This window comes from Acinetobacter sp. ACIN00229 (assembly GCF_016106645.1).
Taxonomy (GTDB): domain Bacteria; phylum Pseudomonadota; class Gammaproteobacteria; order Pseudomonadales; family Moraxellaceae; genus Acinetobacter; species Acinetobacter oleivorans.
On the sequence record NZ_JADWOM010000006.1, the window covers coordinates 133,275 to 150,766 of the forward strand.

Consider the following 17,492-nt stretch of genomic DNA (forward strand, 5'->3'; position numbering starts at 1 on the left):
TTAAGTCGCTAATAGTTTGCAAAATATTTAAATGTTTTTTTATGGCGGTCACATTTTTCAAAAAAAGCCATTCATTGTTCCGCATTTGACTGCTACTATCTTACTCATTGGTAAATGATTAAAAAATGCTATGCAAGATTCAATTGAACAATATATGCAAACAGTTGGGCAACAAGCACGTCAGGCCTCTCGTGTCCTTACAAGTGCTTCTACCTCACTAAAAAACCATGCTCTCTCTGCTATTTATACTGCTTTAGAAAATAATCAGGCAGCAATTTTGGCAGCGAATCAAATCGACATGGATAAAGGTCGTAGCAATCAGCTCGACAGCGCATTGCTTGATCGTCTTGAACTTACGCCCGCACGTTTTAAAGGAATGTTGCAAGGTCTAAAAGATGTGATTGCACTTGTCGATCCAATTGGGGAAATTACGGATCTTGCATATCGCCCCACAGGCATTCAAATTGGTAAAATGCGTGTGCCTTTAGGTGTTGTTGGGATGATTTACGAATCACGTCCAAACGTAACCCTTGAAGCTGCATCTTTAGCCATTAAATCGGGCAACGCCATTATTTTACGTGGTGGTTCAGAAGCACTCGAGTCAAATAAAGCAATTGCTGAAGCGATTAAGCATGGCTTAAAAGTTGCTGGCTTACCTGAAGATTCAGTTCAAGTGATTAACACTTCTGACCGTGCGGCTGTTGGTCATCTTATTACCATGGCGGAATATGTAGATGTAATCGTTCCACGTGGTGGCAAAAGCTTAATTGAACGTGTAACTAATGAAGCGCGCATTCCGGTCATTAAGCATCTTGATGGTAACTGCCATGTATTTGTTGAAGCACAAGCAGATTTGCAAAAAGCTTTACCAATTACCTTAAATGCAAAAACACATCGTTATGGCGTTTGTAATGCGATGGAAACTCTGCTCGTTGATGAAAAAATTGCAGATGTTTTCTTACCACGCATTGCTGAACTCTATGCTGAAAAACAAGTTGAGCTTCGCGGTTGTCCAGAAACACGTCGCATTTTAGGTGCTTCTGTAAAACCAGCGACAGAGGAAGATTGGTACACCGAATATCTAGGGCCAATTCTTGCAGTTAAGGTAGTGAGTGGTATTGATGAAGCAATTGACCATATTAACAAATATGGTTCACATCACACCGATGCAATCGTGACTGAAAACTATACTTTGGCTCGTCAATTCTTAGCTCGCGTAGATTCAAGCTCAGTTGTAATCAATGCTTCAACTCGTTTTGCTGATGGCTTTGAATATGGCTTAGGCGCAGAAATTGGTATCTCTACAGATAAAATTCATGCCCGCGGTCCAGTTGGTTTAGAAGGCTTAACTTCTCAGAAATGGATTGTGTTGGGTGACGGTCAAATTCGCCAATAATAGATTTAACACTTCAAAAAAACGCCTGATCAATATCAGGCGTTTTTTTATCATTTAAACTTTTCTATGATTATTCTTGGCAGACATCACTAACTACACCAAGTTGCTGCATGACTTGCGCAACAATCTGCTCAGGTGTCAAAGCAATATCAATCGTTATTGCTTCATGAATATCTGGTTCTTCTAATGTATCAAGCTGGGTTTGTAGCAATGATGGATCAAAGAAATGACCTGATCTTGCCGCAAGTCTTTGCTGCAATAACTCATAAGAGCCTTTGAGGTAGACGAACTTAACATTCTGATCTTGCCCTCTTAAAATATCGCGATACATGCGTTTTAAAGATGAGCATGTAAATACAGCTGTTTCACCATCTCTTTGTTTGGTTTCAATCACCTGACGAATCGCCTGTAACCATGGCAGACGATCATCATCAGTTAAAGGAATCCCTTGGCTCATCTTACTTTTATTTGCAGCCGAATGAAGCGTATCACCGTCGAGAAATTCACAAGCCAAACGCTCTGATAATAATTCACCAATCAGGGTTTTACCTGTTCCACAGACACCCATTGCAATCACAATCATGGATTACTCACCTTTAATTATAAAATAGTGCTAAGCAGTAGCGTAAAAGATAAACCCAACACTGAAATGATCGTTTCCAATACCGACCAAGTCTTGAGCGTCTGCCCCACTGTCATACCGAAATATTCTTTGATTAACCAGAATCCTGCGTCATTTACATGTGAGAAAACCAATGAACCTGAGCCTGTAGCAAGTACTAAAAGTTCTGGCCTAACAGCAACACCTGCCGTGGCTGCAATTGGAGCAACAATACTACATGCTGTAGCCATAGCCACCGTTGCAGAACCTGTTGCCAAACGAATCAATGCTGCAACAAACCAACCCAACAATAATGGCGACAAATTTGCTTTTAAGGCTGTGGACACGATCTCATTAGAAATCCCTGTGTCACGTAAAATGCCACCAAAACCCCCACCTGCACCAACAATCAACATGATTCCGGCAATAGAAGCTAAACATCCGCCACAGAATTTTTCAATTTGTTCACGGTTAAAGCCTTGCATCGTACCAAAAGTAATAAAGCTGACCAGTACAGCAATAAGCAATGCGATATCAGAAGTACCAATGAAACGTAGTAAATCATTTGCGAAAGTCTGTGGCGCAAAGAACAGATCTGCCCAACTTCCGATTAACATCAACACTACTGGTAGCATAATCGTAAATAAGGTAATCCCAAAGCTTGGTAACTCACGAGTTCTATTTGTATCTGCTTCAATAAATTGTTTTGCTAACGGATTATTTTCAGGCAATTTGACGTATTTATTAATCCAAAGTGCATACAATGGCCCTGCAACAATTGCTGTTGGCACACCAACGATTAAACTGTACGCAATCGTTTTACCAATATCAGCATGATAGGCTTGTACAGCCAACAATGCCGCCGGATGTGGTGGAATTAAGCCATGCACAACAGATAAGCCTGCGACCATTGGCAAGCCCACAACCAGTAATGATTTTCCGGTTCGCTTAGCAATGTTGAACGCAATTGGAATGAGTAGAACAAAACCTACTTCGAAAAATACGGGAAGACCAACAATAAGCGCAATAAACATCATGGCCCAGTGAATATTTTTCTCACCAAACCATTTAATTAAGGTAATTGCTATTCGCTCAGCACCACCCGACTCGGCCATCATTTTACCGAGCATCGTTCCCAGTGCGATTACAATCGCAAGGTGGCCCAAGGTTTTACCAGTACCAGCTTCATATGATTTAACAATATCGCCCATTGGCATGCCAACAGCCAAAGCCAAACCGAGTGAAACAATAATAAGAACAAGAAATGGATAAATTCTGAACTTCGCGATCATGACAACCAATGCAATAATCGCGATTACAGTGTAGATAAGCAACATGCCACCCTGAACGGTCTCCATGTGATACTTCTCCTTGGAATAATGCTATTTAGGCACACTGCCCAAACAAAGGTCTTCAACCACAGTAATTCCTACTGTTAAGACACTAAATTTTTATATTTAGGTGTGACCAGCACAAACTGGCCACCTCAATACAGCCGTAAAGCACATAGAATGCACTTCATTTTTTATAAATATTGACTACATTTACAACGCTCTCAACTGACTCGCAATTTGCGCTAAGTGAGTAATTTCAGCCCAATCTTGTGCAGCTACAGCAGCTTTAGGCGTTAACCATGAACCACCTACACACAATACGTTTGGTTGCTTTAAGAAATCTGGCGCTGACTCTGCTGTAATTCCGCCAGTCGGGCAAAAACGTAAGTTTGGAAATGGACCATAAAATGCTTTTAGCATCTCAACTCCACCTGCTTGTTGAGCTGGAAAGAACTTCACAATCTCATAACCTAACTCAATCGCCTGAATCAGATCACTTGGTGTCATCACACCCGGTAATAAAGGTAAGCCAGCATCTTGTGCAGCCAAATGCAGATCTTTGGTCAAACCAGGAGAAACACCAAATTGAGCGCCTGCTTTTTTAGCTTGAGCACAATGTTCTGGCTTGGTAATCGTTCCTACACCTACCACAATGTCATCCGCCAATTGGCTCGCACGCTCAATAGCAGCAAGACCCGCGGCAGTACGCAACGTAATTTCAAGGACTTTTACACCACCAGCATGCAACGCACGTGATACATCTTCACCTTGCTCAGCAGAATCAAATGCCAATACTGGAATGACTGGGCCTAATTTGACGATATCTTCAATTTTAATCATTATTTTTCAGTTCCTTTGACTCAAATCTGCTCTGGTGAAGTTTCACCAACCAATGCACCAAATACAGATGCTCCATGTTCAGCTGGCGCAGCAGCAGCACGGAAAACACCAAATAATTCACGGCCAAAACCAACTTCGTTTTCTGCCTGATGTTCTGGCTGTGCAACAGGACGCGACTGCCAAGTCTGTTCATCTATTTCAACATCGAGTACGCCAGCCTCAGCATCAATAATCAACATATCGCCTGTTTGAACTTTAGCAATCGGCCCATTTAGCAAGGCTTCTGGAGATAAATGAATCACCGCAGGAACTTTGCCTGAAGCACCAGACATACGTCCATCGGTTACTAATGCAACGTGGAAACCTTGATCTTGTAAAACACCCAACACAGGCGTTAAGCGATGCAATTCAGGCATACCGTTAGCACGCGCACCTTGGAAACGAACGACTGCAATAAAATCTCGGTGTAACTCACCACGATCAAACGCTGCTTGTACCGCTTCTTGAGAATCAAACACGATTGCTGGAGCTTTAACTTTACGGTGCTCTGGCGCAACAGCAGAAATCTTGATAACACCACGACCAAGGCGACCTTGCATTAAACGCAAGCCACCATCTGGTTGAAACGGCTCATCAATACTACGTAGAACCTTGTCATCAAGGCTTTGAACCACACCATCAACCCAAGTGAGCTTACCATCAATCAATTTCGGTTCTTTGGTGTAATGCTGCAAACCTTTACCAGCCACTGTCGTTACATCGTTATGTAACAAGCCTGCTTCAAGTAAGTTACGAATGAGGAAAGCAACCCCACCCGCAGCTTGGAAATGGTTTACATCGGCCTTACCATTTGGATAGATTTTTGCGAGCAATGGAACAACAGTCGACAACTCATCGAAGTCATCCCAGTCAATCAAGACACCAGCGGCGCGAGCAATCGCAATCAAATGCAAAGTATGGTTGGTTGAACCACCTGTAGCGAGTAACGCCACGATGCCGTTTATAATTGTTTTTTCATCGACAACATGACCAATCGGCGTGTAGTTTCCACGCTCAACTGTTAAATCAAGTACACGAATCGCAGCTTCTGCGGTAAGTGCATCACGTAATGGTGTGTGAGGATGAACAAATGCAGCGCTTGGTAAATGTAAACCCATGACTTCCATCAACATTTGATTACTGTTGGCTGTACCGTAAAAAGTACAAGTCCCTTGTCCGTGATAAGCAGCTGACTCAGCTTCTAACAAAGCATCTCGGCCAACTTGACCCGTTGCAAATTGCTGGCGAATTTTAGCTTTCTCATCGTTAGATAGCCCACTCGTCATTGGGCCTGCTGGCACAAAAATAGTAGGTAAATAGCCGAACTGTAAAGCGCCAATTAATAAGCCTGGTACAATCTTGTCGCAAACACCCAGACACAAAGCTGCGTCAAACATGTTATGAGACAATGCAATCGCTGTGCTCATTGCAATCGTTTCACGAGAGAACAATGAGAGTTCCATACCAGCATTACCTTGGGTAATACCGTCACACATCGCAGGAACACCACCTGCAAACTGTGCCACGCCACCATTTTCACGAGCGGCTGTTTTAATTAAATCTGGAAATGTTTTATAAGGTGCATGAGCCGACAACATTTCGTTATATGACGACACAATACCAATATTTGGTTCACGACCTACTTTAATAATTAATTTTTCATTGTCTTCCATGCTGGCAAAACCATGAGCCAGATTGGCGCATGAAAGTGCCCCACGAGCAGGAAATTTGCCTTGTGCATGTTCAATACGTTGTAAATATGCAGAACGAGTTTTTTGACTACGGGCGATTACACGCTCGGTCACTTTTGCCAATATTGGATTCGGCAAGTCCATGCTGGACGCTCCTGTACAACCGGATAAGCCGGAAAAGAAAAATAGACCAAATGATATATTTTTTATGATCATTTGAAAAAAGGATGAACAATATTATTCAGGCAAAAAGCGACATGCAACCCCAGCCAATGTTGCTGTAATGGCCTCAGTACAACTTTTAAAGACATAACGAGTTTATATTTTAGACAAAAAACTTATTTAATATTTAGGTATATTTACAGCTAAACCAAATCTCAAAAATACGGTAAATTTATTGTAAATCAATATAATAAAATATATTTAACAATATATAAATGATGAGCTTTTCATTCTAATTTTTAGTACTTATAAATCCATATTAGGTTCTTTTTAACGCCCTTAAATACCATCAAAACTTAATTTCAATTACGTATATTATTTGTAATATATGCTTAAAATTTAACTTAAAGAACCAACTCACTTATTCAATAAAGGTTTGGTTTCTAGCATTTAAAACACATGCTTCATTCGGGTTTATTTTTTCATAAATATATACAAAAAACTCGTTTCTATGCGTATAAAAAAACAAGGAATACAGTGGTTAAGCTTTATACTGGACAAATATTAGTTACAAATAATTTGATGGTCGATAGTGCTTAAGTCTAATGGGCTAAAGTCTATCTTGGACAGAAAAACAACACATGTTAAAACATGACAACCCGTTCAATCTGTATGAAAAAATAATACATCTTGAACAGGAAGTTAGGAAAACTATTTTAAATCAGGACTTGGGTATTTCAACGTGGCTATATCAGTATTAGTTATCAATTGCGGCTCTTCATCTATTAAATACGCACTGGTTTCAGAGCGTCGTGAAGACCGTATTTACGGTTTAGCAGAAAACTTGGGGGCAGCTGATGCTCGTATTAAGGGAGTTACAGTTGGTGGTGAACCACTGGAACTTTCAATTCCTTATGCTGACCATGCCAAAGCTTTAGAAACTTTACTTGCACGTCTTGCCAACTACAAACCGCAAGCAATCGGACATCGTGTTGTACACGGTGGTAGTTTAACCAAAGCAGAATTACTCACTCCTGAAATTATTGAACGTATTCGTGCAGCAACGCCTTTGGCTCCGCTTCATAACCCAGCACATTTAATTGGTATCGACGCAACCGTACGCCTATTTCCTGAATTACCTCAGGTTGCCGTATTTGATACTGCATTCCATCAGACCATGCCACCGCATGCATACCGTTATGCAATTCCTAAGTTTTTATATACTGACCACAACGTCCGCCGTTATGGTTTCCATGGTACAAGCCACGCCTATGTGTCTGACAAAGCGAGTGAGCTCGCAGGTAGCCTGAAAAAAGGTGGATGGCTAACAGCGCATCTAGGAAACGGCAGTTCAACTTGCGCAGTGTGGAATGGACAAAGTGTTGATACCTCTATGGGCCTCACTCCACTTGAAGGCGTAGTGATGGGAACCCGTAGTGGTGATGTTGATCCAAGCTTACATAGCTTCCTTGCGAAAAACCTCGGTTGGGATTTAGCAAAAATTGATAAAGTTTTAAATAACGAAAGTGGCTTACTAGGCTTATCTCACCTGTCTAATGACATGCGTACAGTGATTGAAGCTGCTGAAAATGGCAATGAAGATGCTTGTCTTGCAATTGAAGTGTTTAGCTATCGCCTTGCAAAATCACTTGCTGCATTAAGCTGTGGCTTACCAACTTTAGACGGCTTAATCTTCACGGGCGGTATTGGCGAAAACTCAGCTTATATTCGTGAAAAAACCTTAGCTTATTTACCTCATTTTGGTTTGCAGCTTAATAAAGATCAAAACAATAACTTAAAACGTGGCACTGAAGGCCGAATCGACAATGGAACAGGACCACAAATTTGGGTCATTCCAACAGATGAAGAAGGTCGTATTGCCAAAGAAACTCGTCAAGTTGTTGAAGCGGCAGAAAATGCTGCATCTGTAGCAAGCCTTGCTTAATTAGAGCTCAGCGAAAACTCGATATTTATTTATAGGTTTATATGAATACAATTTTATTGATTCCTACAGGCGAAGGGGTTGGCTTAACCTCTGCTTGTTTAGGCATGATTTACGCACTTGATTGCAACGGGATTAAAGCTGGCTTTTTAAAACCATTTTCTCAAGAAGACCAAGAGCATCTTGACCGAACCACTTCATTATTTGGTCACTTATTTCAAAGTAAAACCGTTCAATCTATTTCGCATGAAAAATTAACTCAGCTTATTGCCGCTGGGGAAGTAGATGAATTACTTGAAGAAGCTGTTAGTCTTCACCGTAGCGTTGCAGCAGACCACGATGTCATTATTGTGGAAGGCTTATTACCTAACGGACAAGACCACTTCGCCAGTGAGCTCAACGCAAGTCTTGCACAAGCGCTTGATGCAGAAGTCGTATTGGTCAGCACAGCAGATATTCAAAACCCGAAAAAAGCCGCAGAAAAAGTAGATGCTCATTTACGTCAATTTGGCGGCGCAGCTTCAAATCGTACTGCTGGTGTACTCTTTATGCGTACCCGCGGATTAACTGAAGAAACAGCACAAATTCCTGTTGCGTTTGATCCATCGTTACGACCGACTGAAGAAATCGCAAAATTTACGATCGAACTGCAAAAATATAATCGCTATTTCGGCTCAAGCGATTTACCAATCATTGGACTGGTTCCATTTAGTAACACGCTAAGCGTGCCAAGAACTCTCGATATTGCAAATGTCATTGATGGGCAATGGGTACATCAAGGTGAAGCAAAAACCCGTCGTATTTTGCATTCGAGTTTAATTGCTTCAAGCATTGAATATGAACTGAATAAATTTATTGCAGGCGAATTGATTATTAGTGCATCTGAGCGTACCGACGTTTTACTCGCAAGTAGTTTAGCAACTAGTAATGGTATTCCTCTAGCGGGTTTAGTACTTACAGAACGAGAAGCTCCAGCACCCGAGCTTTTAGAGTTTTGTCAAAGTGCGATTAAACAAGGGTTGCCGATTTTACATACCCGTTTAAACACACTTGAAACTGCACAGCGTTTATCTAATTTTGGCAATGAAATTCCAACCGACGATACTGAACGTGCTGAGCAAGTGACCCGATTTGTTTCAAGTCATATTGATGTTGAATGGCTTAAACAGCACAGCCACAATGCAGCTACCCCTCGCCTGTCGCCATCGGCTTTCCGTCATGAACTGGTGCAAAAATCAATTGCAGCGAAAAAACGAATTGTACTACCTGAAGGTGATGAACCACGCACCATACAAGCTGCGGCAATCTGTCAAGCACGTGGTATTGCTGACTGTATTTTGCTGGCTAAACCAGATGTCGTACAGGATGTTGCAAAAGCACGTGGTATTGAATTGCCTGCTGAGCTGGCAATTGTCGACCCTGATAGTATTCGTGACCAATACGTTGCACGAATGGTTGAGCTACGTAAAGGTAAACTCAACGAACTTCAAGCGAAAGAACAGCTTCAAGATACCGTAGTGCTTGGCACCATGATGTTAGCTTTAGATCAAGTCGACGGTTTAGTTTCAGGTGCGGTACACACCACGGCCAATACGGTTCGTCCAGCATTCCAGCTCATCAAAACAGCCCCTGATTATTCACTGGTTTCATCAATCTTCTTTATGCTTTTACCAGATGAAGTCTATGTCTACGGTGACTGTGCAATTAACCCAGACCCGACAGCAGAGCAACTTGCTGAAATTGCAATTCAGTCGGCTGACTCAGCGAAAGCATTTGGAATTGACCCACGTATTGCCATGATCAGCTACTCAACTGGTACTTCGGGAACAGGTGCTGATGTTGAAAAAGTACAGCAAGCAACTCAAATTGCCCAGCAACGTCGCCCGGACTTACTCATTGATGGTCCACTTCAATACGATGCAGCTTCCGTTGAAAGTGTGGGACGACAAAAGGCACCAGACTCACGCGTTGCTGGCCGTGCCAATGTATTTATCTTCCCAGATTTAAATACGGGTAATACCACTTACAAAGCAGTACAGCGTGCTGCAAATGTTGTAAGTGTGGGTCCAATGCTGCAAGGTTTGAACAAGCCTGTTAATGATTTGTCTCGTGGAGCATTGGTAGATGACATCGTCTTTACCATTGCATTAACCGCAATTCAGGCAGAACAGCAAGCTGCTGCCAAATAATTAATATAATTCACCTTTACTACCTCTCGCCATTTGATGCCCGCTCAAATGGCTTTTTTTATTTTAGTCATTCAAAAATAAATAATTTTCCGATTTCTCTCTTTTAAATCACTTCAATATCTTCTTATGCGACTTTAGGTCAAAAGATCAACCAATCTCCCACAACACTGTCTTTTTGTCATATAATTTAGCCCGCTAGCTAACAGCCCGCTCAAGAGATTTTCTGGTATGACAACGATTATCAAACAAGATGACTTGATTACATCGATCAAGGACGCCCTACAGTTTATTTCGTACTATCACCCGCAAGACTTTATCCAAGCGATGAGCCGTGCTTATGATCGCGAAGAAAACAAAGCCGCAAAGGATGCAATTGCACAGATTCTAATTAACTCTCGCATGTGTGCGGAAGGTCATCGTCCAATTTGCCAAGATACTGGTATTGTTAACGTTTTCCTTGAAGTGGGCTTAGATGTTAAATTTGATTTAACAATGAGTTTAGACGATGCAGTAAACGAAGGTGTTCGCCAAGGTTACCTTGAAAACAGCAACGTTCTTCGTGCATCTGTACTTGCTGACCCTGCATTTGGTCGCAAAAATACAAAAGATAATACCCCTGCTGTAATTCACTACAAACTCGTTCCGGGTAACAAAGTAGATATTACTGTTGCTGCTAAAGGTGGCGGTTCAGAAAACAAATCTAAACTTGCAATGCTTAACCCATCTGACTCGATTGTTGACTGGGTTCTTAAAACTGTTCCAACAATGGGTGCAGGCTGGTGTCCTCCAGGTATGCTCGGTATTGGTATTGGTGGTACTGCTGAAAAAGCCATGATGCTTGCTAAAGAAGCACTCATGGAAGAAATCAACATGGACGAATTACTTCGCCGTGGACCAGAGAATAAAATCGAAGAACTTCGTATCGAAATCTTTGAAAAAGTAAACGCACTTGGTATTGGTGCTCAAGGTCTTGGTGGTTTAACGACTGTTCTTGATATTAAAATCAAAGACTACCCATGTCACGCTGCTGGTAAACCAGTAGGTATGATTCCTAACTGTGCTGCTACTCGTCATGCTCACTTCCAGCTTGATGGTACAGGTGTAGCTCATATTCAAGCACCAAAACTTGAAGACTACCCTTCAGTAACTTGGGACTCTTCACAATCTAAGCGCGTAAACCTTGATACCATTACTCAAGCAGAAATGGATTCTTGGAAACCGGGCGACACATTACTTCTTAGCGGAACAATGTACACAGGTCGTGATGCGGCACACAAACGTATGGTTGAAATGATCGACAACGGTGAAGAATTACCAGTTGATCTTAAAGGTAAGTTTATTTACTACGTTGGCCCTGTTGATCCAGTGGGTGATGAAGTCGTTGGTCCTGCTGGCCCTACAACTGCAACACGTATGGATAAATTCACACGTAAAGTACTCGAACATACTGGTCTATTCGGTATGATTGGTAAAGCTGATCGTGGCCCTACAGCAATTGAAGCAATCAAAGACAACAAAGCAACTTACTTAATGGCAGTTGGTGGTGCGGCTTACCTCGTATCTAAAGCTGTTCGCGAAGCTGAAGTGGTTGCGTTTGCAGACTTAGGTATGGAAGCAATCTACAAATTCGTAGTTGAAGATATGCCTGTTTCTGTTGCAGTTGATGTAAACGGTACTTCAATTCACGCAGTAGCTCCAAAAATCTGGCAAGCGAAAATTGGAAAAATCCCAGTAGTCGACGCTGCGGCAGGCTAATCAAGAAAAGCACCGAATTCGGTGCTTTTTTTTGCATTCTTTTTTTATTTTAAAATCTGAAAAGAATTGTAACAATTACTTCTTCAATCTGTGCTATTAATAAATGCACTCTCTCGCCATATATTGAATATAGGTCATTTCATGACTATTCGCCCTATTCTTAAAAATCTTTCGATCAGTCTCTGCTTAAGCTGTATTACCACAAGCTTATTTGCTTCTCCTGCCAAATTAAGTTCAGTCAAAGAACTCATGCAAATGAGCCAGATTGATTACCTGCTTAAAGAATCAATTAATGAATTAACGCCTTACTATGATCAACAGGCAGAACAGATCGTTAGTAATATCACGGGTATCAAAACTTTAGGTCCCAAAGAAAAAGAGGCCGCGAAAAAGTTAGGCTTACTTTTGAAAGATTCGAGCAATCAGCTCATTAGCAACCCAAAAACCGCTCAAGCTTTACAGGATATTTATCTTAAGACTTATACTGAAGAGGAAGTTCAAGCAAATTTGAAGTTTTTAAAAACTCCTGAAGGCCAATCAATTACACGCAAGAACGTGCAAATTATGGGGCAAATTTCAGAATACATGATGGAGTTAGGACAACAGACCTTTAATGACCCTAAAGCAAGGGATCATATGCAAGAAGAGATGCTTAAAATTCTTGCCCCACTCATGAAAGATAAAGAAAAGTCTTAACTTTTCTTTATCTTTTGCAGTCCATTACCAAGTTAAAGGATTCCATAATTTAAATGGCTTAATCAGATGTACATCTGATTTTTCATCATATTTGGCTGGCTTTAATTCCTGTGGTTTATGACGGATCTTTCCTGAAGCATCTTCAGCCACAAAGTTGTAGCTAGAAGATTTAAGCTCAGTAAATGCTATCTCTCTACGTCCAATATTGTCTTGCATTAACATAAATGGGCCAGTGTGTTCGCCACGGTCCATTTTGTTCTCTTCATCATATTTCAAATAATAAGACGTTCCCGCCTCAACATTGATATCAATATATTTCGGTTCTTGAAAATGAATACCCAATAAAGGACGGCTCGCAGAAAGACGATAAGTGCCTGCAGGCAATTCAATCCAGTAATAATGATTATGTAATAGACTCGGAATGCGCTTGCCATTCACAAAGAGATTTATCGCTGCAATTTCCTGACGATTCCATTTCGTGTCTGGTCGGTAAAGATAAACAACAGCAGCTTGTTGATTTTGTGGTTTGACTGGAACAAAAGTCTGACCCAATTTTTGATTAACCCAACCACCTACAGCAAAACCACCCACATGATATTGATCAAATAAACCAGGTTCTTTTTCAACATCAACTTTAGGTAAGGTTGCAGTCAATTCACCCGTATTTTTTTCTAAATGAGATGAACTTTGACAACCCACAAACAGTCCGGCACAGCACAAAGATACGATTAAATAACGCATGGCATCCCTCAAAGCGTTTTGTTTTTGATTTATTTTTTACAACGCAAAACTATGCGTATTTTGTATTTTTAAGATTAACACCGCGCACATAAATTGAAAACAAAAAAAGCATGAATCACTCGCGTGATTCATGCTTTTTAGATGAATGAAATCTCTATGCAGACTTCGAATCAATAACCTTTAAATCTGCCTTAGCAACACTTTCATGTGTTGCAGCTTCTTTAGGTTGACGCTCTGCCTTATAAACAGGTTCTGCTTCACCATTAATGACTGCTTCATTAATAATGACTGTCCCAACGTCAGTACGACTTGGTAAATCGTACATAGTTTCAAGCAGCACGTTCTCCATAATAGAACGTAAACCACGCGCACCCGTATTGCGTTCAAGTGCTTTCTTCGCGATAGCACGCAATGCAGAATCTTCAAAGATCAGATCAACATTTTCCATAGTGAAAAGATATTGATACTGGCGAGTTAATGCATTTTTTGGCTCAGTCAAAATTTGCATTAATGCTTCTTCATCCAACTCTTCAAGTGTCGCAATCACTGGTAAACGACCAATGAATTCTGGAATTAAACCAAATTTCACTAAGTCGGTTGGCTCAACCTGACGAAACAATTCAGCAAGTTTTTTGGTTTCATCTTTGTTTTTAACATCAGCTGTAAAACCAATACCGCCTTTCTCTTGACGCTGCTGTACAATTTTTTCCAAACCTGAAAATGCACCACCACAAATAAACAAGATATTCGAGGTGTCAATTTGGATAAACTCTTGCTGCGGATGCTTACGTCCACCTTGCGGAGGAATAGACGCCACAGTACCTTCAATCATTTTTAATAATGCTTGCTGTACGCCTTCACCAGAAACATCACGCGTAATTGACGGGTTTTCAGATTTACGAGTAATCTTGTCAATCTCGTCAATATAGATAATGCCCTTCTGAGCTTTCTCTACATCGTAGTCTGCTTTTTGCAAAAGTTTTTGTACAATATTTTCAACATCTTCGCCGACATAACCAGCTTCGGTTAATGTCGTTGCATCTGCCATTGCAAATGGAACGTCTAAAAGGCGAGCCAATGTTTGCGCAAGTAAAGTTTTACCCGAACCTGTAGGTCCAATTAATAGAATATTACTTTTAGCAATTTCTACTTCTTTAGACACATGGCCATTATGACCAACTTTTAGGCGTTTATAATGGTTATAAACCGCAACAGATAATGTCTTTTTGGCAAGATCTTGACCAATTACATATTGATCAAGCGCAGCACGTATTTCATGTGGTTTTGGCAATGCCTTACTCGCCCAGTCCCCTGCTTCAACCTGTTGGCTGGTTTGTACAAGGTCTAAGCAGACATCCACACACTCATTACAAATATATGCGTCCTCACCTGCAATCAGTTTCCCGACTTCAGACTGCGTTTTACCGCAAAATGAACAATGTTTTTGTCCTTGAGGATGTTCGGACATATTCACTCCACAAATAGAATCTTAAATATTAGGGCAAGATGCACTGCATAAATAACTAAATGGAGATCTTTTTCAACATCTCAAGTTATTTATATAATAAGGTCCTTATGGACGCTTACTTAACACCTGATCAACCAAACCATATTCTTTAGCAGACTGCGCTGTCATAAAGTTATCACGGTCAGTATCACGAGCAACAGTTTCGTAGTCTTGACCACTATGCTCTGCCATTAAGCGGTTTAAACGTTCTTTAATAAATAGAATTTCACGCGCATGAATTTCAATATCCGATGCTTGACCGCGGAAACCACCTAATGGTTGGTGAATCATGACACGGGCATTTTCTAGACAATAGCGTTTGCCTTTAGCACCAGCATTTAATAAGAATGCACCCATTGAAGCAGCTTGGCCCATACAATATGTTACGACATCAGGTTTAATAAACTGCATCGTGTCATAAATAGCCATGCCCGCTGTCACAGATCCACCTGGAGAGTTGATATAAAGGTGGATATCTTTATCAGGATTTTCAGCTTCTAAAAACAACATTTGAGCAACAATTAGATTTGCCATGTTGTCTTCAACTTCACCTGTTAAAAAAATGACGCGCTCACGTAAAAGTCGTGAATAAATATCAAAAGAACGTTCGCCGCGAGAAGATTGTTCAACCACAACAGGAACTAAAGCATTTTCAATTGTTGGAACATACATACGTTATTTATTCCTAAATTTTTTGTGACTTAACCTATGGCAACAATATGCGGGATAATTTCTCAAATTGCAAAAGGTTCGCACTGAAATATTATATTATTTATACCTAAGTACTTAATGTCGCACTCAAATTGACCACATAAAGAAAAACAAAAAAGGCGCCTAAGCGCCTTTTTCTAACTTCTAAAAAGATTAGCCCATACGGCGAGCTTGTTGTTCTTTCAATAAGTCATCATAAGATACAGCTTTGTCAGTCACTTTAGCACCAGCTAAGATGTGATCAACAACTTGATCTTCTAATACAACTGCTTCGATTTGAGCACGTTGTTGAGCATCATTTTTGAAGTATTCAATTACTTCAGTTGGATCTTCGTAAGAAGAAGCCATGTCGTCGATGTAAGCATCAACGCGAGCTTGGTCAACTTCAAGTTTAGCGTCAGCTAAAACTTTGCTTACCAATACGCCAAGCTTAACAGAACGCTCTGCTTGTTCTTTGAACAATTCGTCAGGAAGCATGCTCTTGTCAAAAGATTGCGCGCCTGCACCACCAAATTGTTGAGTGAATTGTTGAACCATTTGTTGACGTTGGCGGTCAATTTCTTGAGCAACCATTGCAGTTGGAACTTCAACTTCGTTCGCAGCAACAAGTGCATCAAAAGCAGCTTGTTTAACTTGGTTACGTAAACCATTGCGAACTTCACGCTCCATATTCTTACGAACGTCAGCTTTTAATTTCTCAACGCCTTCTTCTTCAGTTACACCGAAGATTTTCAAGAATTCAGCATCAATTTCTGGAAGTTTTGATTTTTCAACTTGCTTCACAGTGATTTTGAACTGAGCTGCTTTACCAGCCAAGTTTTCAGCTTGGTAGTCTTCTGGGAAAGTAACATCAATTACTTTCTCTTCACCAGCTTTCATACCAACGATGCCGTCTTCAAAGCCAGGAATCATACGACCTGAACCTAATACGAGTTTAAAGTCTTCAGCAGAACCGCCTTCAAACTTCTCACCGTCGATAGTGCCTTCAAAGTCAAAAGTCACTTGCATGTCTTTTTTCGCCATGCCCTTGGTAACAGCCCAAGTTTGACGTTGTTTTTGCAAGTTTTCGATCATAGCATCAACGTCAGCATCTTTAATTTCAGCTGTTTTACGTTCAACTTCTAAACCGTCGAATGCTTGTACTGCAACTTCTGGATAAACTTCTACAGTCGCTTCAAAAACTAAAGCATCTTCTTTATGTTCAACTTTATCAATGTTCGGCATACCTACCGCATTGATTTTTTCTTGTTGAATTGCTTCAAAAACGCTATCACGAATGATGTCATTTACAACTTCTTGATAAATGCTTGCACCGTATTCGCGGCGAACAACGTTTTCAGGTACTTTACCTGGACGGAAGCCGTTGATCTTCACAGTTTTGGCAGTGCGTTTCAAACGAGCTTCAAATTGCTCGTTAATACGGCTCGTCGGTACAGACACATTTAAACGACGGGCAACGCCCGAAACCGCTTCAGTCGTTACTTGCATGGCTTCCTCGATAAAAATTAGTGAGTAGGAACAGTTTTTTTAAAAGTGCTGTATTATATGACAACTTTCAAGATATACAAAATTAACCGATCACTTCATTTAAGTTAGCATTGTTATTGTCGTAAATTTCACAGTAATTTTATGATTCTTTAAATATTTTTCATAAAGCCTTAAGTAAAACTAATTTTTTAGTTATTCTTCATAAATCTAAAATTACAATCAAAATTCAAGTTTAATCGTTTTTACAAACAATTACTAAGAATCAGTAGATTAGCTGCATAAATGCACATTCATCCATTCAATTATTCATATTTTCCTCACAATTCAATTGGCAAATCCAATTAACACAAACTATACATATAAATAAGAATTATTATTATTCGCATAACCTTTTAGTTTT

General features: G+C 40.5%; 14 protein-coding genes. 6 read left to right on the forward strand and 8 right to left on the reverse strand.

Annotated elements, in window-relative coordinates; genetic code table 11:
- Positions 1–130 precede the first annotated feature (130 nt).
- Positions 131–1,396, forward strand: a complete 1,266-nt coding sequence (locus I7H67_RS07385) for a glutamate-5-semialdehyde dehydrogenase (RefSeq protein ID WP_005302218.1) — start codon at positions 131–133, stop codon at positions 1,394–1,396.
- Between the two features lie 70 nt (positions 1,397–1,466).
- Here I7H67_RS07385 and I7H67_RS07390 read toward each other — a convergent pair whose 3' ends face one another.
- The 4 genes from I7H67_RS07390 to edd all read right to left on the reverse strand — a co-directional run bounded on the left by I7H67_RS07390 (position 1,467) and on the right by edd (position 6,045).
- A complete protein-coding gene (locus I7H67_RS07390) occupies positions 1,467–1,979 on the reverse strand; it encodes a gluconokinase (protein ID WP_198307479.1) in 513 nt (170 codons plus the stop codon).
- 17 nt (positions 1,980–1,996) lie between these two features.
- Complete coding sequence (locus I7H67_RS07395; protein WP_004794740.1) at positions 1,997–3,355, reverse strand: gluconate:H+ symporter; 1,359 nt, start codon at positions 3,353–3,355, stop codon at positions 1,997–1,999.
- Between the two features lie 186 nt (positions 3,356–3,541).
- Positions 3,542–4,171: a bifunctional 4-hydroxy-2-oxoglutarate aldolase/2-dehydro-3-deoxy-phosphogluconate aldolase gene (gene eda, locus I7H67_RS07400; RefSeq protein WP_198307480.1), complete on the reverse strand. Its 630-nt coding sequence runs from the start codon at positions 4,169–4,171 to the stop codon at positions 3,542–3,544.
- Positions 4,172–4,191: 20 nt separating this feature from the next.
- Positions 4,192–6,045, reverse strand: coding sequence for a phosphogluconate dehydratase (gene edd / locus I7H67_RS07405; protein WP_198307481.1), 1,854 nt, complete (start codon positions 6,043–6,045; stop codon positions 4,192–4,194).
- Positions 6,046–6,704: 659 nt separating this feature from the next.
- Between edd and I7H67_RS07410 the strand changes: the two genes are divergently transcribed.
- The 5 genes from I7H67_RS07410 to I7H67_RS07430 all read left to right on the forward strand — a co-directional run bounded on the left by I7H67_RS07410 (position 6,705) and on the right by I7H67_RS07430 (position 12,645).
- Positions 6,705–6,824: a hypothetical protein gene (locus I7H67_RS07410; protein ID WP_081399210.1), complete on the forward strand. Its 120-nt coding sequence runs from the start codon at positions 6,705–6,707 to the stop codon at positions 6,822–6,824.
- A complete protein-coding gene (locus tag I7H67_RS07415) occupies positions 6,806–8,008 on the forward strand; it encodes an acetate/propionate family kinase (RefSeq protein ID WP_198307482.1) in 1,203 nt (400 codons plus the stop codon). Before I7H67_RS07410 ends, I7H67_RS07415 begins: the two co-directional genes overlap by 19 nt.
- Positions 8,009–8,049: 41 nt before the next feature.
- Positions 8,050–10,194 (forward strand): phosphate acetyltransferase, encoded by a 2,145-nt coding sequence (gene pta, locus I7H67_RS07420; RefSeq protein ID WP_198307483.1) that lies wholly within the window; start codon positions 8,050–8,052, stop codon positions 10,192–10,194.
- A 228-nt stretch (positions 10,195–10,422) separates the two neighbouring features.
- Positions 10,423–11,949, forward strand: a complete 1,527-nt coding sequence (locus tag I7H67_RS07425) for a fumarate hydratase (RefSeq protein WP_005302199.1) — start codon at positions 10,423–10,425, stop codon at positions 11,947–11,949.
- Positions 11,950–12,090: 141 nt separating this feature from the next.
- Entirely contained in the window at positions 12,091–12,645 is a 555-nt protein-coding gene (locus tag I7H67_RS07430; RefSeq protein WP_151828188.1) for a DUF2059 domain-containing protein, read from the forward strand.
- Between the two features lie 24 nt (positions 12,646–12,669).
- On the opposite strand, the gene I7H67_RS07435 is transcribed toward I7H67_RS07430, so the two are convergent.
- The 4 genes from I7H67_RS07435 to tig form a co-directional block, all read right to left on the reverse strand.
- On the reverse strand, positions 12,670–13,386 hold the full coding sequence (locus I7H67_RS07435) for a DUF2846 domain-containing protein (RefSeq protein WP_198307484.1): 717 nt from the start codon (positions 13,384–13,386) through the stop codon (positions 12,670–12,672).
- 154 nt (positions 13,387–13,540) lie between these two features.
- Positions 13,541–14,854, reverse strand: coding sequence for an ATP-dependent Clp protease ATP-binding subunit ClpX (gene clpX, locus I7H67_RS07440; RefSeq protein ID WP_005302193.1), 1,314 nt, complete (start codon positions 14,852–14,854; stop codon positions 13,541–13,543).
- Between the two features lie 105 nt (positions 14,855–14,959).
- Positions 14,960–15,565: an ATP-dependent Clp endopeptidase proteolytic subunit ClpP gene (clpP, locus tag I7H67_RS07445; RefSeq protein ID WP_003654845.1), complete on the reverse strand. Its 606-nt coding sequence runs from the start codon at positions 15,563–15,565 to the stop codon at positions 14,960–14,962.
- Positions 15,566–15,757: 192 nt separating this feature from the next.
- Positions 15,758–17,092, reverse strand: coding sequence for a trigger factor (gene tig / locus I7H67_RS07450; protein WP_151821260.1), 1,335 nt, complete (start codon positions 17,090–17,092; stop codon positions 15,758–15,760).
- Positions 17,093–17,492 lie beyond the last annotated feature (400 nt).